This is a genomic window from Cognatiyoonia koreensis, from assembly GCF_900109295.1.
GTDB classification, from domain to species: Bacteria; Pseudomonadota; Alphaproteobacteria; order Rhodobacterales; family Rhodobacteraceae; genus Cognatiyoonia; species Cognatiyoonia koreensis.
This window is the reverse complement of sequence record NZ_FOIZ01000003.1, coordinates 1-19,778: the sequence shown is the minus strand read 5'-3', so window position 1 is coordinate 19,778 and position 19,778 is coordinate 1. Positions and strand designations below refer to the sequence as shown.

Genomic DNA, 19,778 nt, shown 5'->3' with positions numbered 1-19,778 from the left:
GACCGTCCAGCAACTGGCATAAGATGCAACGCAGACCGCATTGCCGGCAGTCACTGCGTTCGCGTCTGCAAAGTGCAGACAACCTCGCGATTGCACGCTGGGCCGATGAATTAGGCCGTCATACAAGGATTTGCTTTTTCGACCGCGATCAGCTTGCGGAGCGCCCCTGTCTGGATTGACCCCATGAACACGGTTCGTCCGACAGCGAAAGCGGGCGTGCCGATAAAGCCGAAGACATCTGCAATGGCTGCTGTCAGCCGCAGGCGGCGGTCGATGGCATCAGACTGCATGTCTTCAAGCAATCTATCGGCGTCAAGGTCGAGATTTTGCGCGATTGCCGCGATAAAGCGTTCATCCGTGACGGCGGGTGTTTGCATAAGGCGGGCATGCATATCGCGATACCGGCCCTGCAGGTCCGCCGCCAGCACGGCACGGCTGGCAACTGTCGAAGCTACCCCCAAAAGCGGAAGCTGATGGCGGACAATGTGAAAGGATTCCGGGTCACTTGCTTCAAGATCAATCAGACGATCATCCATCACACGACAGATCGGACATGCAAAGTCGGAGAACATCGCGACTGACACCGTGTTCCTGGACCCCTCGCCGTAAAAGGCCTCACAGGGGTTTTCCCTGACATACTGTGCCAGTGCGTCATCAGCGTCGATTTCCGGTTCGTCAGTATCGAGACCCGCAAAAATTCCAGCGCCCGGTGTCGATGCACCAGCCCCCTTCAGCCGCCGGAAGGGCGACAGGTCGGGGATGTCCTCGAATACAAAGTCGGGTTGCCGCAGCGATGCCAGATACGGGACGCCTTTCACCCACCCGGCAACGGCAAGGGCTCCGCCAGCCAGCAAAGCCCGCCGCTTCCAGACAGCAACCGTGGCCATCAGCCTGCGATCCGCACGAGCATCACAATGGCCATCCCCATCATCATCAGGTTTTCGGTCAAACTGACGAAACCGAGAGGGACATTTGATCCGCCGCCGACGCAGGCGCATTTCAACTCTCGTTTGTCGATATAGACTGCCTTGAAGACGCTGATCGCGCCGACCGTGGCGATAAAAAGCGCCGCAGGGGCTGCAAGCGGTGTCAGCAACATGCCGGTCATCAGAACGCCCGCCCCTGTCTCGACCCAAGGATAGACATAGGCATAGGGCACCCATTTACGTGCCAGCAAGTCGTAGTTGAGGAACATCGTCGTAAAGCTTTCGATGTCGCGAAGCTTTTGCATCCCCAGCAGGATCATCGAGACCGAAATAAACCAGCCCAGCGTTTGCCATGTGATCGTGCCGAGAAATCCGATCGACAGCGCAAGTGCTGTCGCGGCGGCCACGGCAAAGAGGTAGATCACCGGTTTGTAAGTCGTGGCCTTCGGGTCGTAGCCGGTCAGTTTTTCGCGCAGGGCCTGATAGCCGCCCACCCGCTCACCTTCGATCCAAATCTGCGGTGTTGTCGGAACATCGTGCTGTACCTTGAATGCATCGACTTCCGACCGATCGCGGAACAGACGATCATCGACTTCATAGCCGTGACGGTCCAGAAGCCAACGCGCCTTCTGCCCTGACGGACACAAATGGTCTGGCAGGGCCATGCGGTAAAGAACGGCTGTTTTTCCGGTCGCGGCGGCGGCGGGGTCGGTTGTCACATCTGCGACATCGCGGGTGTCCTTTGGCATCATAACTGTCCTTTGTATCAGGGTTCTGTTCGGACGGTTCCTGCTGCGGCATCCCCGTTGGCTTCGATATCTGCAATGTATCGCTTCATTTCCGCAATCTCGCCGCGCTGCGCCTCGATGATCGCGTCAGCCAACGCGCGCACGCGGGGATCGGAAATGTTTGCACGTTCGCTTGTCAGGATCGCGATGGAATGATGCGGAATCATCGCTTTCATCCACGCCACGTCACCGACCGTCTCTTGGGACCGAACGAAATAAAGCCCTGCCGCAAAAGCGAGGAGTGCGCCTGCAAAGATCGCGATATTCGCTTTCCGATTAGAGTACATGCCAAGCATAAAGGCCAGCATGATCACAGCCATCATCCCGCCCATATACAACGCCATCCACATGCGCGTCTGCGAAAAGAAGACGTGATCAAGCGCATAGGTGTTGAGATACATCAGCCCGTACATCACCACGGTCGACGTTCCGATCATCGCGAAAAACCGACCATAACCGCCCCCGCCGCTTTGTGCGTGACTATCGTGATGCGCGCTGCGTGCATGCGTTGTAGAGTCTTCGGCGTGTGTCATGGACAAATCCTTTCTTGATACCCATACGGGGTATACAACTTGGAGAACAGTGCTTTGGTTCCATAAATCGGGGAGTGCAGCCGCATGAAGGCGAACAAGCAAAAGACATTGGACCGGCTGTCGCGGCTGGAAGGTCAGGTGCGCGGCGTCAAGGGCATGGTCGAGGCCGACCGCTATTGCATGGACATTCTGGCGCAAACAGCAGCAATACGATCCGCCATTCTGGGTGTTGAAAAGCTGATCCTTGAAAACCACGCGGAACACTGTGTCGAGACGGCCATTCAAAGCGGCGATCCCGAAGAACAAAGAGCCAAGTTTGGCGAACTGATCGGGCTTTTGCAGAAGGCGTCAAAATAGCAGGGCCGTTGACGGGATCGGGAGGGGCTGGAACGGTCCGCTTTACAGGTTGACCGGAGGTGTGGTGATCGAGGTGAGCGTTGCCGTTGCCAGCAAGATGAGCACGACCGCCATGGCTTCGATCTGGATTGACCGGCGCAGATGGGTCTCGGCAGCGCGTACGCCAGAGGCGAGCGCCGGAACCAGCCGCCATTTATTTAGCGCGGCCAACGCCATCAACCCTGTCACAACGCCAAGCTTGGCAAGAAGTGTCCAGCCGTAAGCTGTCGAAAGTAGTGCGGAAAGTGATCCGGTCATGAACCAAGCAAAGATCACGCCAAAGACGATAAGGAGTGGGACTGTTACGCTGGCGACGTTTCCAAAATGATGGAGCAGCACGGCCCCGTCCGGTTTGCCGACCGCATGACGCAGCGGGGCCAGTGCGCCGACCCAGAACGCCGCTGCCAGCAAGTGCAAGGTCAGCAATGACGCGAGCAGCCAGCGGGGATCACCAAGAGAATGGCCAATGAACGTGTAGGACACTGCGATCATCAAAGCACCGATCAGCCCTGCCCAGAGCCCTACGCCGCCTCTCATCAGCAATGCCAGCACCAGCAGCTCGCCCGCGCCGCGCCAGATGGCAGCTGCCCCAAGCGGGCTATCCCAGACAAAGCCCAGCATCATCGGATCGAAGGCCCCCGGAAGACCCATCCCTGATATACGGGCGGCACGGATTCCAAAGCGCAGCGCCAGCACCACAAGTCCAACGAAAGCGGCGATAACGGCAATTTTCCGGGCCAGTTGGCGTACATCCGCGGATGAGCTTGGAAAAGCCAGAACAAATAGTGGCCCGCCCATCGCCAAAAGCGCCGCGCCATAGCCAGTCGCCTTTGCAAAGATGGCCGCTATGGCCCATCCGTCGATTGGTGCCAGACCTTCCACGAGGATCAGTCGGCTATCGTAAAGCCAAACGTGCCCTGCATGGGATGGCCATCCGAAGACAAACCGCGCCAATCCACCGTATAGGCCCCGTCCGGAAGGCCGGCAGGCGGCAGCGCGCGAAACTCTGTCACGGCGTCCATGCCGGTTTCCCGCGCGATGGCCACATCACCATCAGGACCGGTCATCGAAATTGCGGTCACGCGCATCGGATCATCAAAGCGCATTTCGATGACGTCCACGGACGCGACCGTCGCTTCATTGGCAGGCGTGGTTTGTTCGGCTTTGGAGTGTGCCAAAGCTCCGGTCGAGGTTGCGGCCAGCACCAGAAGCGCAAAAGTTATCAATCTCATTGTCTGCTTTCCATGTCGTTGTGCCGGGCGCGGACGTCCTCTGGCCAGGTCGATTTGATGTAGCTTAGCACGGCAATGATGTCTTCATCACTCAGAACGTCTTCATAATTCGGCATATTGGTGGCGTAGTCGGGATCTTTGATCAAGGCGCCCACTCCGTACTTGGTCAGCCGGAATAGCGTGTCACCGTCATGGTGCCAAGTGTGTCCCGTCTCATCGTGTGGCGGTGCCGGAAGCCGCCCGTCTTCACCGGGAGACCGCCAATTGGCTTGGCCTTCCAGATTGGCGCCATGGCAAGAGGCACAGTTTGCCGCGTACACGCTGGCACCACGCGCGACGGTTTCAGGATCGGCGTCCCGCAAGACAATGCGGTCGGTTTGCGCCGAAACATTGCTCAAAGCGTAGAGAGCGGCCCCGATCAGGGCCGCTCCACCGATGGCTATCAGAACCGTCCGTTTCACAGACCGGCCTGATAGAACACCTCGCCATCGCCCGCGTCGCCACCAAAGGCGATCACGTCGTAACGCGCGGTTGGATCATTCCCCATACCGGGCGAGCCGCCGGGCATACCGGGGACAGCAATTCCGGTGACGTCAGGACGTTCCTCAAGCAGCTTTGCGAGCGCTTCAAACGGAACATGGCCTTCAACGACATAGCCGTGGATCGTCGCGGTATGACAAGCCCACAGATGGCCGGGAACATTTGCATCCAGTTTCACGGTGCTCACATCTGCTGTGTCGGTCACTGCGATATCGTAGCCTTCCTGGCGGGCCAGTGCGACCCACGCGCCGCAACAGCCACAGGTCGGGCTTTTGGTGACGTGCATTGTGCCGTGATGGGACATGGCCCCGTGGCTGTCGGCATCGGCCATGCCAGCCCAGCCAAAGACCGTCATTCCAAATGCAAGTGCAATGACAGGTGTGAAGGCCAGAAGTGTTTTGATAAGTTTCATGAGATCATCCTCTTAAAAGGTAACGCCCAAGTTTCGGGGCATCGGGCACGGCCCGCGTTGATGTGATTGCTGGTCTGCGCTGCACCACGGACAGGCACAGCGGGCATCACACCGGGCGGGGCGGATCCAAAGGGCCGGATGGTTCAAAACCGGTCAAAAGCACGCCGGATGTGCAGAACAGGTCCTTGCCCTTTGCGGGCGCGGCGTCGCTCAATTCCGAAGCCGGAAGAAGTGCCGACAGAGCATGACAGGTCTGCGCGCGGTCCATTCCGTCCTGACAGCACATGGGTTGCTCATCTGCCATCACCTCAACACTCGCGTGTTGATGGTCTGCAACAGGCGTGTGTCCTGCGGACATCGCGCTGGAGAGCGAAGCGGACAGCGTCAATACGACGACCATTAGGATACGGACGAAAACCATACGGTATACCTACATAGGGTATATGTGATCTGGCAAGTCGCAGTTCTGTTACTTTCTGCCTCATGACCGCGGGTGCCCTTCCCTGCGCCATCGGAAAGTGGTTTGCGCTATGCGGCATGGGCAGGCACCATGCGCTGAACCGGGGTAATGGTTTCCGCCTCGCCGGTGGTGGTATAACGTGATGTGGACAAGGGCGGCAGCACTTCCCTCGAAGCAAGCGGCAAAGTCGACCGCGACGATAAGACCAAAACGGTAGCCAGCGTCACAGGTTCGCTTGGCCAGTCATAACGTGGCGGTCCCGTCTGGGCTGTTGCAAACCAATTCCGCTTTCGAATGTGCTCTGCGCCCGTCGCCTAAGACGTGCGCCAGCCTCACCCAAGCGAGCTGAGCGCCACCCTTCTTGGTTTGCGGCACAAAGCGTCTCGTTGCGCTTCAAAGCAATGAACGGCGATCCGCAAAGCGGACATTCTCACGAAAAACCCCCGCCGCTTTCGCGACGGGGGTTTTCATTTCTCAAACCGACGTTCGGCTTACCAGTCTTCGCGAACCACGGTCCGTGTCTTGATCGGCAGCTTCATCGCGGCAAGGCGCAGGGCCTCGCGGGCGATGTCTTCGGAGACGCCGTCGATTTCGAACATGATCCGGCCGGGTTTGACCTTGCATGCCCAGAAGTCGATGGAACCTTTACCCTTACCCATACGCACTTCGACGGGTTTGGAGGTGACAGGCGTGTCCGGGAAAATACGGATCCAGACGCGGCCCTGACGTTTCATCTGACGGGTCATGGCACGACGGGCAGCTTCGATCTGGCGCGCAGTGATACGCTCCGGCTCGATCGCTTTCAGACCGTAGGTGCCAAAGTTCAGGTCAGACCCGCCCTTTGCTTCGCCACGGATCCGGCCTTTGTGCAGCTTGCGGTGTTTTGTACGCTTTGGTTGTAGCATTTCACTTTTTCCTTAGCGACGGCCAGCGCCACGAGGGATAGCACCCTCTTGCAGCTCGGCATGTTTACGGTCGTGCGCGGATGGGTCGTGCTCCATGATGTCACCTTTGTAGATGAACACCTTGATGCCGATGATCCCGTAAGGCGTCATCGCCTCATAATGCGCATAGTCGATGTCGGCACGCAGCGTGTGCAAAGGCACGCGGCCTTCACGATACCATTCGGTCCGCGCGATCTCGGCACCGCCAAGACGGCCGGCGAGGTTCACACGGATGCCAAGGGCACCCATACGCATCGAGTTCTGAACCGCACGCTTCATGGCGCGACGGAAAGAGACACGACGCTCGAGCTGCTGACCGATGTTTTCGGCAACCAGTGCAGCGTCCAGTTCCGGCTTGCGGACTTCGACGATGTTCAGGTGCAGTTCGGACGAGGTGAGGTTCGCCAGCTTCTTGCGCAGACCTTCGATGTCAGCGCCTTTTTTGCCGATGATCACACCCGGACGGGCAGCGTGGATCGTGACGCGGCACTTCTTGTGCGGACGTTCGATGATGACGCGGCTGACACCAGACTGCTTGCACTCTTTCTTGATGAAGTCCTTGATCTTCAGGTCTTCCAGCAAAAGATCGCCGTAGTCTTTGGTATCTGCGTACCAGCGGCTGTCCCATGTGCGGTTGACCTGAAGACGCATGCCGATTGGATTGACTTTATTACCCATTACGCTTGCTCCTCGACCTGACGGACTTTGATGGTGATTTCGGCGAACGGCTTGATGATCTTGCCGAACCGGCCACGGGCACGTGGGCGTCCACGCTTCATGGTGAGGTTCTTGCCGACATACGCCTCTGCGACGACCAGTTCATCGACGTCAAGGTTGTGGTTGTTCTCGGCGTTGGCGATTGCGGACTGAAGGCATTTCTTCACATCCACGGCGATCCGCTTTTTGGAGAAAGTCAGGTCGGTCAATGCCTGCTCGACTTTCTTGCCGCGGATCAGGCCAGCAACGAGGTTGAGTTTTTGCGGGGACGTTTTCAGCATGCGCAGTTTTGCCATTGCTTCATTGTCGGCCACGCGGCGGGGATTCTTATCCTTGCTCATGGCTTACTTCCGCTTCGCTTTTTTATCAGCAGCGTGACCGTAATAGGTGCGGGTTGGCGAATATTCACCGAACTTCTGACCGATCATGTCTTCTGTGACGTTGACAGGGATGTGCTTCTTGCCGTTGTAGACCCCGAAGGTCAGGCCAACGAACTGAGGCAGGATGGTGGAACGGCGCGACCAGATCTTGATCACTTCGTTGCGGCCGCCTTCGCGGACGGCTTCGGCCTTTTTCAGGACGTAGCTGTCGACGAACGGGCCTTTCCAGACGGAACGTGCCATATCTTAACGGCCTTTCTTCTTGGCGTGTCTCGCGCGGATGATCAGCTTCTGAGACGCCTTGTTCTTGTTGCGGGTACGCTTACCCTTGGTGTCCTTGCCCCATGGGGTCACAGGTGTCCGGCCACCGGATGTGCGGCCTTCACCACCACCGTGCGGGTGGTCGATCGGGTTCATCGCGACACCGCGGACAGACGGACGCTTGCCCTTGTGGCGGATGCGGCCGGCTTTACCGAAGTTCTGGTTGGAGTTGTCAGGGTTGGACACCGCACCGACTGTCGCCATGCATTCCTGGCGAACCAGACGCAATTCGCCGGATGACAGACGGATCTGGGCATAGCCCCCGTCACGACCGACGAACTGGGCGTAGGTGCCAGCCGCACGGGCGATCTGACCACCCTTGCCGGGCTTCAATTCGATGTTGTGTACGATTGTGCCGATCGGCATGCCGCTGAAGGGCATTGCGTTACCGGGCTTGATGTCGGCCTTTGCGGACGCGATCACCTTGTCACCAATGGCAAGGCGCTGCGGCGCGAGGATGTAGGTTTGTGTTCCGTCTTCGTACTGGATCAACGCGATGAACGCAGTGCGGTTCGGGTCATATTCGATCCGTGCGACAACAGCGGACATGTCCAGCTTGTTACGCTTGAAATCAACGATGCGGTAAAGACGCTTTGCGCCCCCACCCATACGACGCGAGGTGATCCGTCCGGTGTTGTTCCGGCCGCCCGATTTCGTCAAACCCTCTGTGAGGGCCTTGACTGGACGTCCTTTCCAAAGCTCCGAACGGTCGATCAGCACCAGCCCACGCTGGCCCGGCGTCGTCGGTTTATACGACTTGAGTGCCATGTTAGCTTCTTCCGTTTGCTTGGCGGGCTCTTGCGAACCCTGATGTGAGAGGCCCCCGTAGGTGCCCGGTTCGATAAAACACACAGCCCCGGACGAATCCGAGGCTGCAGGAATGGGCGGGGTATAGAAGGGTTGGAGGGGTGTGGCAAGGGGTGTTGGCCGAGCATTAGCAAGATGTCGTTGGTCGAGGTTTTACCCCAAAGAAATTGTAGACGACTAACCTACTAGACAGGTTTATCTACGTCATCCCTAATAAAGTCACTTGGCAATCCTGATGCCGCTACAAGCTGACGTGCTTCACTCTGTGCCTTTATGGAAGAAGCTGTTATCTGAACAGCAGTTGCTTCATCCCTCGCTTGATCAGTTTCACCGGACACGTCAGCCCTCAGCGTCTTAAAAACTTGGTCATAGAAATATTGAGCCCAGTAGAACGCGTACCCCTCACCAAACTTTTCAAAGCCACTTTTTGTGACTGGTGCTAGTTCAATGATCTTCTTGCTCATTGCGTCAGTATTCAACAGTTTCGAGGGGCTTAAGCCTAAGCTCATCGACTTTGCAAACATCGTGGCATGAATAACAATTCCACTGTAACAATCATAGTTATTGAGTGCAGCATCTGACAAATATAGCCGCGATTTGGTTAGGTCTTGCTTGCCCAATTTCGCGATGTTTTCATCGAAATTCAGTGTTTTCATTAGCATTTCAAAGAACTCTTGTAGTTCCGGATCTACCTTTCCTTTAGAAATCTCTTCAATCTTGAGTATTTTCATTAACTCTAAGAACATTGTAAAATTGGCCAAATTTCTAGTTGCTATTAGTAGCTCCTCTGCCGCCTCCAACCGTTTTGCATCAATTGCAGTAAGCCTGTCGCTATGCCGAGCAGCAAGAAAGTTGTTTATAGTCTCTAGCTCCCTTTCGTTCTTACGGATGGATGCCTTTGTTTCTTCGAGCCGAGCATTGAATTTATGTTCGACTGATTTTGCGAAGTACGACGTCAAAGGCCCCCTAAGGAGATAACCAATAAGCATAATAAATGTCGTGGTAAGGGCTGGATATGTCAGCCATTCTGGAATTGAATCAATCATCAAGAATTCCTTTCCGCGTGATTGAATGAACCAAAGTACAGTAGTGCTCCCTGTTGCCAAGAGGGTCTCCTATTATAAATTCTGCGACCTCCTGAGCTCTGTACTTCTAACTGCTTGCGCCGTCCCGCACGGAATAAGGCTGAAGGGGCCGGGCGCGCGATGGTCCGCCTCGACTGGCTGGCGCGCGCCCATCTTGGGCGATACAATTTAAGATTGTGATCCACCATTAGTTGTGCTCCGATATCACTAGAAAAGAAGGACCACTAGATGCGCAAACTAATACTATTTACCGGACTTATTGCAATCGCCGCCTGTAGCGCCGAAATCTCGCCAGAAGCTCAGCTAGTAAGGCAAGTAACACCACAGATGACAGAACAATGCCAATTCTTGGGGCCAGTTTCCGGCACTGAACTACTTGGCTTAACAGTAGCTGACGACGCAAACAGCGCTCTTAACAAGCTCCGCAATGAAACGGCCAATCGAGGAGGCAATGCTTTCGTACTCAGCAATACGACCTCATCGCTTGATGGATCGATTGCACAGGGCGACGCCTATTCTTGTCCGAACTAGAAAACAGCGCATAAGCACGAAAAAGGCCCCCGCTTTTCAGCGAGGGCCTTTTTCAATTCGCTACACTCAGCTTAAAGCCCAGTGCTCACGTCAATTGTGTTGCCTTCTTCAAGCGTCACATAGGCTTTCTTGACGTCCTTACGGCTGCCAAGGGAACCGCGGAAACGCTTCACTTTACCTTTGGTGATTGTCGTGTTGACCGCTTTGACCTTCACACCAAACAGCTCTTCCACTGCTTTATTGGTGGTTGGTTTGCGGTTCACATCGATGGCGTTCCCTTCCATCAGCGTAAGCTGCCCCTAAGCGTCCAGCCACGCCTCAGCCGCGTCTGTTTCCTTCAGTCCGAATGCCTTGATCTCCAGTCCGGGGATCAGTGCCCCTTCGACTTCGGCGGCGGTGCGGATCCAGCTGATGTCAGAGCAGACCGCGCATTTGTCGAAGCGTCCTATCAGGCTGAAAAGTTTGGGCAAATAGCTGAATTCAACCCCGATCGCCCCGAGCGTGGGCATGTGGAAATTCTTGATCCGGTAGAGCATCCGCCCGGCGTTGATGTCCTGTGACAGCTCTGCCATGTGGTCCAGCCCCGTGCGCATCTTGTCGGAATCCAATGTCCCTTCAAGCGTGATGTTCAGACGGTTGGCCCCGGTTTTGGTGACTTTCAGCATGTGGCAACTCCCTTTTCGATCATGCGGACCATAGCATATCGGCGCACGCAGGATTGACCTTTGTCAAGTTTCGCTGGCACCGGACCACCCTGATTTGCCAGCTTGCCCGAAACCCCCTAGCCTTTCCCAAACACGGAGGTTTCCATGCGTTTCGTCGGCCTTGTCCTTGTCGCGCTAATCGCCGCGATCCATGTCTATATCGCCTATTTCGAAATCTTCGCCTGGGAAACGCGCGGGCCAGAGGTGTTTCCCGTTCTGCCAGCCGATCTGTTCACCCCCACGGTCGCGATGGCGGCGAACCAGGGGCTTTATAATGCGTTTCTGGCCGCAGGGCTGATCTGGGCCTTGCTGATCGGCGATCGCAAGTGGCAGTTGAACGTCGCGACCATTTTTCTGCTGTTCGTCTTTGCGGCTGGTGTCTTTGGTGCGGCGACCGTATCCGGGCGCATCCTGTTTGTGCAGGCCGTGCCGTCAGCCATCGCGCTGATCCTGCTGTGGATCGGGCGCACGCGCGATCAGGTGTAAGATGGGTGTCGCCGCGCATCCAATGACAGATGCGCGGCGGAATGTCAGGCTTGCACCGCCTTCATGAAGCGGTCCTTGATCACGACAGGGTCCATCGTGATGACGGGCATCTTGGCGTTGCCGCTGTCGCATTTCACAACCATCACCGTCATCTTCTTGCTGTCGATGGCCGCTTGCAACGCCTTGCCGGTATCGACGTCCTGCACTTCGACCACGTTGTCGCAACCCGCCGCACGCGCCATCCCGGCAAGCGAGGTTTTCTTGCCCGTATAGGTCGGCTGGTCGCCGGTGGACCCGTATGACCCGTTGTCGATGATCATCAGGATGTAGTTGTCGGCCACGTTGTTTGCGATGGTCGGCAGCGTGCAGAGGTTCGTCAGAACCGACCCATCGCCATCAATCGAAATGACGGTTTTGGGTTGCGCCAGCGCAAGGCCCAGCCCGATGGACGAGGACAGCCCCATCGTGCCCAGCATGTAGAAATTGGTCGGCTGGTCGTCGATCGCGTGCAGTTCTTGTGAGGGGATACCGATGTTGCAGACAACCAGGTGGTCACGCAGGATCGGGGCGATTTCTTTCAGGATTTCAGAACGGATCATTGGTCGCCGTAGCCTCCCCAGAAGTTGGCATCGGTCAGGATCGCGACCGGCTTGTTGCACATGAAGGTGTATTTCAGGATCATGTCGAATTCTTTCACGTCCTTTTGGTGGTGGAAGTGATAGGTCGGGATGTTCATCTGCGCGAGAAGCCCCTTGGTGTGCACCGCCATTTCAACCTGACAGGCCACCGGTTCACGCAGTTCGCCGCGATAGGAAATCAGCATCGGCAGGGGCATCCGGTAATACTGGATCAGCGTCGCCAGCGTGTTGATCGTTACACCGATTGCCGTGTTCTGCATAATGATCGCGGGCCGTTTGCCCCCCATCCACGCCCCCGCACAAAGGCCCATCCCTTCGTCTTCCTTGTTGGACGGGATGTGGAAAATCTCTTCGCGCGCGTCCACTTCCTCGATCACACCGGCCAGCTGTTTGCAGGGCACGGTGGTCACAAAGGAGATGTCGTTCGCGACAAGATCGTCCGTGATCTTCTTGTCGATGTTCATAGCGGGTTTGCCTTTCGATCAGTGCGCGGGAATGCGCGTCATTCTGGATTAGGAGCTGCGGTGCACATGAACCGCGCAAGGCGCATGGCGCACAACCCGCGCGGCCGTCGATCCCAGCAGATAGTCACTCAGCCCCGGTTTGTGCGACCCGATCACGATGCAGTCGATCTTCTTGTCTCCGGCATAGTCGATGATCGTGCGATAGGTGTGTCCCTGAACGATCTGTGCATCCAAACCAGCGATCCCTGCTGTCTTTTCATGCAGCTTGGCTTTGGCCCGTTCATAGGCGTTCTTGACCGTGTCCGCATCGAGGTAGGCCGCAGCAACGCCCTGCGGTGCTTCATAGACATGAAGCGCGGTAATCTTTGCCCCGTCTTCGCTAAGCGCATGCGCGATCTCGAGCGTGCGGGGCGATATGTCGTGGTCGAGGGCCATAGGGACGAGGATATTCTTGTACATGTGCTCTCTCCTGTGTGATGCGGGCGCGTCAGGCCCAGGGATCCAGAATGATTTTCGGCGACGCGACGGTGCCTGCATGCAGGTCCTCAAAGGCCGCATGGCCGTCGCCAAGCGCGCGGATTTCCGTCCAGTCCAGCGGCCCGAGCCGCCCGTCAAAGATCGCCTGTGCTGTGTCGCGAAATTCCTGCGCGGTGTAGGTATATGTACCAATAAACGTGATTTCATGCAGCGTCATCCGCCGCACATCCAGCCCGCCGGTATCCTGCCCCAATCCAATGTGGGCAATGACACCACCGGGTTGCGCCGCAGCAGAGGCCGCAGCGCGGGTTGCCGCATATCCGACAGCATCAATGACAAAGGCCCATTGCCCGTGCGCCTGCGCAACGGTGCTTTGCCCGCAGGTATTGATCAGAAACGCCCGGCGGGCATCATTGGGTTCCGCAATCGTGACATCCGTCACCCCCATCGCCTGCAAGGCGAGTGCGGCTGCAAGACCGATGGCTCCGCCGCCGATCACAAGCGCGGTTTTGTCCATGCTGGGATGCAGCGCCTCCAACACAAGTCTTGCGGCGTGCCAGCTGACGGCCAAGGGTTCGGCCAGTGCCGCTTTGGCCAGCGGCACATCGTCCGGAACCGTGACCAGGTTCGACAAGGGCATACTGATATACTGGGCAAATGCACCTTCGCGCGGCGGCATCGAGATGATCTGGCGATTGGGGCAGAGGTTTTCACGCCCCGCCTTGCATGCCGGGCAGGTCTGACATGCGACAAGCGGATTAACGGTCACACGGGTGCCATCCTTTGGGCCGCCTACAATTGTGCCTGCCGCCTCGTGCCCGAGGATCAGCGGGGCTGGCCTGCGCGCGTCATGTCCCAGATAGGCATGCATGTCCGACCCGCAGATCCCCACGGCTTGAATTTTGACAAGGTGTTCGCCGTCGGCAGGCACCGGATCGGGGACATCCCGAAACCCCAGTTGTTCCACACCATCATAGACCAAGGCTTTCATTCTGCGATAAACCCCTTGAAATTCGTCAGGACCCGATAACTTAAAAGGTCGGTTGCGTCATGGCACAATAGTTCAATGAAACGGTCCGGGTCATCCATCGGCGGTCAGATCGAAGTTTTCTCCGGGAAAGTATTTGGCCAGACGCACGTCAGCCGCGCGGGCGTGACCTTCCATGCCTTCGAGGCGGGAAATGCGCGCCGTGGCTTCGGCCACCGCTTTGGAGGCGTCGCGGGTTGCGCGCTGCCATGTCACGATTTTCATGTATTTATGCACGCTGAGACCACCGGTATAGCTGGCCGCGCCCGACGTCGGGAGCACATGGTTCGTGCCAGTTGCCTTATCACCATAGGACACGGTTGTTTCTTCACCAAGAAACAGTGAGCCGTAGCAGGTCAGCCGATTGAGCCACCAATCGAGGTCCGCCGCCTGCACCGTCAGGTGTTCGGGCGCGTATTCATCCGAACAGGCCGCCATATCCTCTCGGTCTTTGCAAACGATGACTTCGGCATAGTCGCGCCACGCGGCATAGGCATTTTCGCGGTTCAGCTCGGGCAAATCGTCGATCAGTTTGGGCACCAGCGTCATGACCTTTTCGGCCAAGGTGCGATCATCCGTCACCAGCCAGACCGGCGAGTTGTACCCGTGTTCGGCCTGCGACACGAGATCGGTCGCGACGATGTGCGGGTCAGCGTCCTTGTCGGCGAGGATCAGGCTGTCCGTCGGTCCGGCGATCATGTCAATCCCGACACGGCCAAACAGAATGCGCTTGGCCTCGGCCACGAACTGGTTGCCGGGGCCGACAAGGATATTGGCCTTGGGCAACCCGAAAAGCCCGAACGTCATGGCCGCAACGCCCTGCACCCCGCCCATGGCAAGGATCTTGTCCGCACCGCAGATATGCGCCGCGTAGACAATGGCGGGGGCGACACCGACATCGGGGCGCGGCGGTGAACAGGCGGTGATATGCTTGCAGCCGGCGACCTTGGCGGTTGTCACCGTCATGATCGCGCTGGCAATGTGACTATAGCGCCCGCCGGGCACGTAGCATCCGGCGGCGTCGATGGGGATGACTTTCTGACCGGCGATAAACCCCGGGGCGATTTCCATTTCGACGTCCGTCGTCGTGCCCTTTTGCAACTCGGCAAAACGGCGCACGTTGTCGTGGGCGAAACGGATATCCGCTTTCAGCTTTTCGGGCACCTGCGCGATGGCGGCTTCAATTTCCTTGGCCGTGAGCAGGACATTGCCCTCGTAACGGTCGAACTTTGCTGCGTATTCCATCGCCTTGGCATCGCCGCCCGCTTCGATATCGGCCAGAATGGTCTTGACGGTGTCGTGGACTTGCGTGGCGTCCGACTTTGCGGTCAGCGTCGCTTTCTTAAGGTAATCACGTGTCATTTTCGGAAATCCTAACGGTAGATATCTGGCAGGATCGCAACGCCAGAGGCGACAGCTGCAGGACGCGTTGGAAAGGTCCCGAATGCTGGATCGATGACCAGCGTAAGCGCTTGGATTTCATTCCTGCAAGCGCTCACATTGTCCGTTCGATTCCCGATAATGCAGTTTTGAGAAATCCGAATATGTTGGAGAGACTATCCCGCCGAACTGCATCCAATGCCGCGCTATTTCGTTTGATAGACCAGGCGAACCGCCGCGCCGGAAATCACAAGACGTTCGTCCCCAAACGAAAAAGGCCCCCGCATATGCGAGGGCCTTTTCCAATTCATGTCGGATGGATCAGAGACCCGTGCTCACGTCAATCGTGTTGCCTTCCATAAGCGTCACATAGGCTTTCTTGACGTTTTTGCGCGTGCCAAGCTGGCCGCGGAAACGCTTGACCTTGCCTTTGGTGATTGTCGTGTTGACCGCTTTGACCTTTACACCAAACAGTTCTTCAACTGCGTTCTTGATGGTCGGCTTGTTGGCGTCGATCGCCACTTCGAAAACGACTGCATTGGCGTCAGATGCCATTGTCGCTTTTTCGGTGATGATCGGCTTGCGGATCACGTCGTAGAGTTCGGCTTTCGTGCTCATTTCAGGCGAGCCTCCAGTGCTTCGACACCGGCTTTGGTCAGCACGAGCGTGTCTGACTTCAGGATGTCATAGACGTTTGCGCCCACGGAAGGGAGCACGTCCAAAGTTGAGATATTGGCCGCGGCACGCTTGAAGTCTGCGTTGACTTCGGCACCGTCGATGATCAGGGCACGCTTCCAGCCGCGATCATTGACCTGTTTGGCCAATGCGGATGTCTTTGCGTCCTTGATGTCGACATTGTCGATGATCACCAGCTCACCAGCCGCAACTTTGGCGGACAGCGCGTGGCGCAGGCCCAGTTTGCGGAACTTCTTGGTCAGCTCGTGGCCGTGGCTGCGTGGGGTCGGGCCCTTGTAGACACCACCGGACCGGAAGATCGGTGCAGAACGTGCGCCGTGGCGAGCGCCGCCGGTGCCTTTCTGGCGATAGATCTTCTTGGTGGAATAGGACACTTCACGACGGGTCTTGACCTTGTGTGTGCCTTGCTGCGCATTGTTACGCTGCCAGCGGACAACACGGTGCAGGATGTCCACACGTGGTTCCAGACCGAAGATGGCGTCGTCAAGGTCCACGGACCCGGCCTTGCCACCGTCAAGTTTGATTGCATCAGCCTTCATTGTTTTCGCCTCCTTCTTCTGGGGCATCGGTTGCTTCGGCTTCCGCTTCAGCAGCTTCCATGGCGGCCTGTTCTGCCTCGGCTGCGGCCTTTGCGGCAGCTTCCTCTTCAGCAGCAGCCTGTGCGGCGGCTTCAGCGGCCAGACGCTCGGCTTCTTCGGCCATGGATTTCAGACCGGCCGGATAAATCACGTTCTCGGGTGTCGGCTTTTTGACCGCATCCTTGATTGTGACCCAACCGCCCTTGGAGCCGGGAACAGCACCTTTGACCATGATGACGCCGCGGTCTGCATCTGTCTTGACGACCTGCAGGTTCTGCGTCGTGACACGGGCTGACCCCATGTGACCGGCCATTTTCTTGCCTTTGAAGACTTTGCCCGGATCCTGACACTGGCCTGTAGAGCCGTGCGAACGGTGCGATACGGACACACCGTGCGTGGCACGCAGACCACCAAAGTTGTGACGCTTCATCGCACCGGCAAAACCTTTACCGATGGATGTGCCGGACACATCAACGAACTGGCCTTCGAAGTAGTGGTTGGCCGTGATCGTCTCGCCGACATTGATCATGTTTTCTTCTGCAACGCGGAATTCGGCGACCTTGCGCTTTGGTTCCACCTTTGCAGCTGCAAAGTGGCCGCGCATCGCTTTGGATGTACGCTTGGCCTTGGCGGCACCGGCACCCAGCTGAACGGCGGTATAACCGTCCTTGTCAGCGGTACGCTGTGCGACGACCTGCAGGTTTTCGAGGGAAAGAACAGTGACAGGGATCTGCCGTCCGTCTTCCTGGAAGATGCGGGTCATGCCCACTTTCTTCGCGATAAGTCCTGTACGGAGCATCAGTGACCCTCCTTACACGCTGATCTGGACGTCAACGCCAGCAGCCAGGTCGAGCTTCATCAGCGCGTCCACGGTCTGTGGTGTCGGGTCGACGATGTCGAGCAGACGCTTGTGCGTGCGGATCTCGAACTGGTCGCGGGATTTCTTGTCGATGTGTGGTCCACGCAGAACGGTGAACTTTTCGATCTTGTTGGGCAGCGGGATCGGTCCGCGAACGGAGGCCCCAGTACGTTTTGCTGTGGAAACGATTTCCTGCGTGCTTGCATCAAGCACCCGGTAATCAAACGCCTTCAGGCGGATACGGATGTTTTGGCTTTGTGCGGCCATGTCATCACCCTTTATCATAGGGTCTAGATCGGATTGGACGAGTACCGCTCATCGGCACCCCTCATCGCGTCTTTATATACCAACGGAAAAGGGCGCACGCGGGGTGCACCCTGTTGGATAGGGGGCGTTTAGGGGGAGTCGGGAGTATATGCAACGCTTTTTTGCAGGTTACTGCGCATTTCGCAGCGCGGTCCGGATGCTGGGCCTTGTTTCCACGTGGGGTGGCGCTGATTGGCCTGCGATGCACTTGGTTCATGGCGGTGCAAACATTGGAAAAGGCCGCCCCGTGTAGGGCGGCCTTCTGTATGTCATGGGTGTGGGACACTCTCGGGCGCTTTTTGTAGATACAAAAAGCCCCTGCCGTATCCCACCGTTAACTTTCGGCTGGGCCGAAAGTTACGTTATGCCAGTTTAATGTTCGTTGCGGACTCGCGGTTGTCGCGGCCGGCTTCGATGTCGAAAGTCACTTTCTGATCATCGGCCAGACCTGTGAGGCCTGCTTGCTCGACTGCGGAAATGTGAACGAAGACGTCCTTGCCGCCCCCATCAGGTGCGATAAAGCCGAAGCCTTTTGTTCCATTGAACCATTTTACGGTGCCGTTAGCCATTTGATTTCTCCAAATATATTTGATCCGCACACATGTACGGAAGGTCAGCTCGGTCAGTGCAAGATCACAAGACTGAACCAAAAAATTCGGAGCAATATCGTAGATAGCGTTAACGTCGCACCTGTGCAGTGACGTGTATTGCAGAAATTAGCAACAGCTAGTGTTGCAAAAGCGGGGATTTCTGCCGATGGGCGAATGAAGAAGGCCGCCGCATGTCTGCGACGGCCTTGTTTGGTTTTGTGGGTGTTGTAGCACCCAGATCACGTTGGTGTGGGTTCTTGGGACCTTTTCCTGATCGGGGGAAAAGGGCCCTGCCACCCACCGGTAACTTCGCCTGGGCGAAGTTACTCGATAATCTTTGACACAACGCCAGCGCCGACTGTCCGCCCACCTTCGCGGATTGCGAACCGCAGGCCGTCTTCCATCGCGATCGGTGCGATCAGTTCGACGTTGAACTTCAGGTTGTCGCCCGGCATCACCATCTCGGTGCCTTCCGGCAGGTTCACTGTGCCCGTCACGTCGGTCGTGCGGAAGTAGAACTGCGGACGGTAGTTCGCGAAGAATGGCGTGTGACGGCCGCCTTCGTCCTTGGTCAGGATATAGGCTTCTGCCTCGAACTTCGTGTGCGGCTTCACCGAACCCGGCTTGCACAGAATCTGGCCACGCTCGACGCCTTCACGGTCAACACCGCGCAGCAGCGCACCGATGTTGTCGCCAGCTTCGCCGGAATCCAGCAGCTTGCGGAACATCTCGACGCCTGTGCAGGTCGTCTTGGTGGTGTCGCGGATGCCCACGATCTCGATCTCGTCGCCGACGTTGATCACGCCACGCTCCACACGGCCGGTCACAACCGTACCACGACCCGAGATCGAGAACACGTCCTCGATCGGCATCAGGAACGGCAGGTCAACCGCACGCGCAGGTGTCGGGATGTACGTGTCGACAGCTTCCATCAGCTTGCGGATCGACTGCTCGCCGATTTCCTCGTCGCGGCCTTCCATGGCTGCAAGCGCGGAACCGGGGATCACGGGGATGTCGTCGCCGGGATACTCGTAGGACGACAGCAGTTCGCGGATCTCCATCTCGACCAGTTCGAGCAGTTCGGCGTCGTCGACCTGATCAACCTTGTTCATGTAGACAACCATGTACGGAATGCCCACCTGACGGCCGAGCAGAATGTGCTCGCGCGTTTGTGGCATCGGGCCGTCGGCTGCGTTCACAACCAGGATCGCGCCGTCCATCTGCGCCGCACCCGTGATCATGTTCTTCACATAGTCGGCGTGGCCGGGGCAGTCGACGTGCGCGTAGTGGCGCGACTCTGTCTCGTATTCCACGTGCGCCGTCGAGATCGTGATGCCGCGGGCCTTCTCTTCGGGCGCGCCGTCGATCTGGTCATAGGCCTGGAAGTCACCGAAGTACTTCGTGATCGCCGCCGTCAGCGTCGTCTTGCCGTGGTCAACGTGGCCAATCGTGCCAATGTTAACGTGGGGTTTGTTACGTTCAAACTTTGCCTTAGCCATGA

At 57.4% G+C, this 19,778-nt stretch carries 29 protein-coding genes and 1 pseudogene; 3 read left to right on the top strand and 27 right to left on the bottom strand.

The window, feature by feature from the left end:
- Window positions 1-110: 110 nt before the first annotated feature.
- The 3 genes from BMY44_RS17500 to BMY44_RS17490 are packed head-to-tail and all read right to left on the bottom strand — an operon-like array spanning window position 111 to window position 2,247.
- Window positions 111-887, bottom strand: coding sequence for a DsbA family protein (locus BMY44_RS17500; RefSeq protein ID WP_165611878.1), 777 nt, complete (start codon window positions 885-887; stop codon window positions 111-113).
- On the bottom strand, window positions 887-1,675 hold the full coding sequence (locus BMY44_RS17495) for a MauE/DoxX family redox-associated membrane protein (protein ID WP_089997332.1): 789 nt from the start codon (window positions 1,673-1,675) through the stop codon (window positions 887-889). The genes BMY44_RS17500 and BMY44_RS17495 overlap by 1 nt, the downstream gene beginning before the upstream one ends.
- A 17-nt stretch (window positions 1,676-1,692) precedes the next feature.
- On the bottom strand, window positions 1,693-2,247 hold the full coding sequence (locus BMY44_RS17490) for a DUF305 domain-containing protein (protein WP_242650603.1): 555 nt from the start codon (window positions 2,245-2,247) through the stop codon (window positions 1,693-1,695).
- 84 nt (window positions 2,248-2,331) lie between these two features.
- On the opposite strand from BMY44_RS17490, the gene BMY44_RS17485 reads away from it, so the two are divergent.
- A complete protein-coding gene (locus BMY44_RS17485) occupies window positions 2,332-2,604 on the top strand; it encodes a metal-sensitive transcriptional regulator (RefSeq protein ID WP_089997266.1) in 273 nt (90 codons plus the stop codon).
- 42 nt (window positions 2,605-2,646) lie between these two features.
- On the opposite strand, the gene BMY44_RS17480 is transcribed toward BMY44_RS17485, so the two are convergent.
- From BMY44_RS17480 to BMY44_RS17430, 11 genes are all read right to left on the bottom strand, one after another.
- On the bottom strand, window positions 2,647-3,597 hold the full coding sequence (locus tag BMY44_RS17480; protein WP_242650602.1) for a CopD family protein: 951 nt from the start codon (window positions 3,595-3,597) through the stop codon (window positions 2,647-2,649).
- The gene (locus BMY44_RS17475; RefSeq protein WP_089997264.1) at window positions 3,531-3,875 is read right to left on the bottom strand and encodes a copper resistance CopC family protein; all 345 of its coding nucleotides are present in this window, start codon (window positions 3,873-3,875) and stop codon (window positions 3,531-3,533) included. Before BMY44_RS17475 ends, BMY44_RS17480 begins: the two co-directional genes overlap by 67 nt.
- Window positions 3,872-4,336 carry a c-type cytochrome gene (locus BMY44_RS17470; protein ID WP_089997263.1) on the bottom strand — a complete coding sequence of 155 codons (465 nt, stop codon included), beginning with the start codon at window positions 4,334-4,336 and terminating at the stop codon, window positions 3,872-3,874. Before BMY44_RS17470 ends, BMY44_RS17475 begins: the two co-directional genes overlap by 4 nt.
- Window positions 4,333-4,827 (bottom strand): DUF411 domain-containing protein, encoded by a 495-nt coding sequence (locus tag BMY44_RS17465; RefSeq protein WP_089997262.1) that lies wholly within the window; start codon window positions 4,825-4,827, stop codon window positions 4,333-4,335. Before BMY44_RS17465 ends, BMY44_RS17470 begins: the two co-directional genes overlap by 4 nt.
- Before the next feature lie 106 nt (window positions 4,828-4,933).
- Entirely contained in the window at window positions 4,934-5,248 is a 315-nt protein-coding gene (locus BMY44_RS17460) for a hypothetical protein (RefSeq protein WP_089997261.1), read from the bottom strand.
- A 530-nt stretch (window positions 5,249-5,778) separates the two neighbouring features.
- Entirely contained in the window at window positions 5,779-6,192 is a 414-nt protein-coding gene (rplP, locus tag BMY44_RS17455; protein ID WP_089997260.1) for a 50S ribosomal protein L16, read from the bottom strand.
- Window positions 6,193-6,204: 12 nt separating this feature from the next.
- A complete protein-coding gene (gene rpsC / locus BMY44_RS17450; RefSeq protein ID WP_089997259.1) occupies window positions 6,205-6,909 on the bottom strand; it encodes a 30S ribosomal protein S3 in 705 nt (234 codons plus the stop codon).
- The gene (gene rplV, locus BMY44_RS17445; protein ID WP_089997258.1) at window positions 6,909-7,289 is read right to left on the bottom strand and encodes a 50S ribosomal protein L22; all 381 of its coding nucleotides are present in this window, start codon (window positions 7,287-7,289) and stop codon (window positions 6,909-6,911) included. Before rplV ends, rpsC begins: the two co-directional genes overlap by 1 nt.
- A gap of 3 nt (window positions 7,290-7,292) precedes the next feature.
- Window positions 7,293-7,571: a 30S ribosomal protein S19 gene (rpsS, locus tag BMY44_RS17440; protein WP_089997257.1), complete on the bottom strand. Its 279-nt coding sequence runs from the start codon at window positions 7,569-7,571 to the stop codon at window positions 7,293-7,295.
- Between the two features lie 3 nt (window positions 7,572-7,574).
- Window positions 7,575-8,417 carry a 50S ribosomal protein L2 gene (rplB, locus tag BMY44_RS17435; RefSeq protein ID WP_089997256.1) on the bottom strand — a complete coding sequence of 281 codons (843 nt, stop codon included), beginning with the start codon at window positions 8,415-8,417 and terminating at the stop codon, window positions 7,575-7,577.
- A 224-nt stretch (window positions 8,418-8,641) separates the two neighbouring features.
- The gene (locus tag BMY44_RS17430) at window positions 8,642-9,502 is read right to left on the bottom strand and encodes a hypothetical protein (protein ID WP_089997255.1); all 861 of its coding nucleotides are present in this window, start codon (window positions 9,500-9,502) and stop codon (window positions 8,642-8,644) included.
- A 267-nt stretch (window positions 9,503-9,769) separates the two neighbouring features.
- On the opposite strand from BMY44_RS17430, the gene BMY44_RS17425 reads away from it, so the two are divergent.
- A complete protein-coding gene (locus BMY44_RS17425; RefSeq protein ID WP_089997254.1) occupies window positions 9,770-10,072 on the top strand; it encodes a DUF4156 domain-containing protein in 303 nt (100 codons plus the stop codon).
- Window positions 10,073-10,143: 71 nt separating this feature from the next.
- Here BMY44_RS17425 and rplW read toward each other — a convergent pair.
- Window positions 10,144-10,344: pseudogene (gene rplW / locus BMY44_RS17420) on the bottom strand (50S ribosomal protein L23); the annotation flags it as partial.
- Between the two features lie 27 nt (window positions 10,345-10,371).
- Window positions 10,372-10,737, bottom strand: a complete 366-nt coding sequence (locus tag BMY44_RS17415; RefSeq protein ID WP_089997253.1) for a SpoIIAA family protein — start codon at window positions 10,735-10,737, stop codon at window positions 10,372-10,374.
- 144 nt (window positions 10,738-10,881) lie between these two features.
- Here BMY44_RS17415 and BMY44_RS17410 point away from each other — a divergent pair, with 144 nt between their 5' ends.
- Entirely contained in the window at window positions 10,882-11,262 is a 381-nt protein-coding gene (locus BMY44_RS17410; RefSeq protein ID WP_089997252.1) for a DUF1304 domain-containing protein, read from the top strand.
- A gap of 44 nt (window positions 11,263-11,306) precedes the next feature.
- Here the strand turns inward: BMY44_RS17410 and comE are convergent, their stop codons facing one another.
- The 11 genes from comE to tuf form a co-directional block, all read right to left on the bottom strand.
- Window positions 11,307-11,861, bottom strand: coding sequence for a sulfopyruvate decarboxylase subunit beta (comE, locus tag BMY44_RS17405; RefSeq protein ID WP_089997251.1), 555 nt, complete (start codon window positions 11,859-11,861; stop codon window positions 11,307-11,309).
- Window positions 11,858-12,364 (bottom strand): decarboxylase, encoded by a 507-nt coding sequence (locus BMY44_RS17400; RefSeq protein WP_089997250.1) that lies wholly within the window; start codon window positions 12,362-12,364, stop codon window positions 11,858-11,860. Before BMY44_RS17400 ends, comE begins: the two co-directional genes overlap by 4 nt.
- A gap of 48 nt (window positions 12,365-12,412) precedes the next feature.
- Window positions 12,413-12,823 (bottom strand): universal stress protein, encoded by a 411-nt coding sequence (locus tag BMY44_RS17395; protein WP_089997249.1) that lies wholly within the window; start codon window positions 12,821-12,823, stop codon window positions 12,413-12,415.
- A 28-nt stretch (window positions 12,824-12,851) separates the two neighbouring features.
- Complete coding sequence (locus BMY44_RS17390) at window positions 12,852-13,832, bottom strand: zinc-dependent alcohol dehydrogenase (RefSeq protein WP_089997248.1); 981 nt, start codon at window positions 13,830-13,832, stop codon at window positions 12,852-12,854.
- Between the two features lie 90 nt (window positions 13,833-13,922).
- A complete protein-coding gene (gene hisD, locus BMY44_RS17385; protein ID WP_089997247.1) occupies window positions 13,923-15,230 on the bottom strand; it encodes a histidinol dehydrogenase in 1,308 nt (435 codons plus the stop codon).
- A gap of 339 nt (window positions 15,231-15,569) precedes the next feature.
- Entirely contained in the window at window positions 15,570-15,866 is a 297-nt protein-coding gene (locus tag BMY44_RS17380; protein ID WP_089997246.1) for a 50S ribosomal protein L23, read from the bottom strand.
- A complete protein-coding gene (rplD, locus tag BMY44_RS17375) occupies window positions 15,863-16,483 on the bottom strand; it encodes a 50S ribosomal protein L4 (RefSeq protein WP_089997245.1) in 621 nt (206 codons plus the stop codon). The genes BMY44_RS17380 and rplD overlap by 4 nt, the downstream gene beginning before the upstream one ends.
- Window positions 16,473-17,321 carry a 50S ribosomal protein L3 gene (gene rplC / locus BMY44_RS17370; protein ID WP_089997244.1) on the bottom strand — a complete coding sequence of 283 codons (849 nt, stop codon included), beginning with the start codon at window positions 17,319-17,321 and terminating at the stop codon, window positions 16,473-16,475. Before rplC ends, rplD begins: the two co-directional genes overlap by 11 nt.
- A 12-nt stretch (window positions 17,322-17,333) precedes the next feature.
- A complete protein-coding gene (rpsJ, locus tag BMY44_RS17365; RefSeq protein WP_089997330.1) occupies window positions 17,334-17,648 on the bottom strand; it encodes a 30S ribosomal protein S10 in 315 nt (104 codons plus the stop codon).
- Window positions 17,649-18,049: 401 nt separating this feature from the next.
- Window positions 18,050-18,256: a cold-shock protein gene (locus BMY44_RS17360; protein WP_089997243.1), complete on the bottom strand. Its 207-nt coding sequence runs from the start codon at window positions 18,254-18,256 to the stop codon at window positions 18,050-18,052.
- 344 nt (window positions 18,257-18,600) lie between these two features.
- The gene (gene tuf / locus BMY44_RS17355; RefSeq protein ID WP_089997137.1) at window positions 18,601-19,776 is read right to left on the bottom strand and encodes an elongation factor Tu; all 1,176 of its coding nucleotides are present in this window, start codon (window positions 19,774-19,776) and stop codon (window positions 18,601-18,603) included.
- Window positions 19,777-19,778 lie beyond the last annotated feature (2 nt).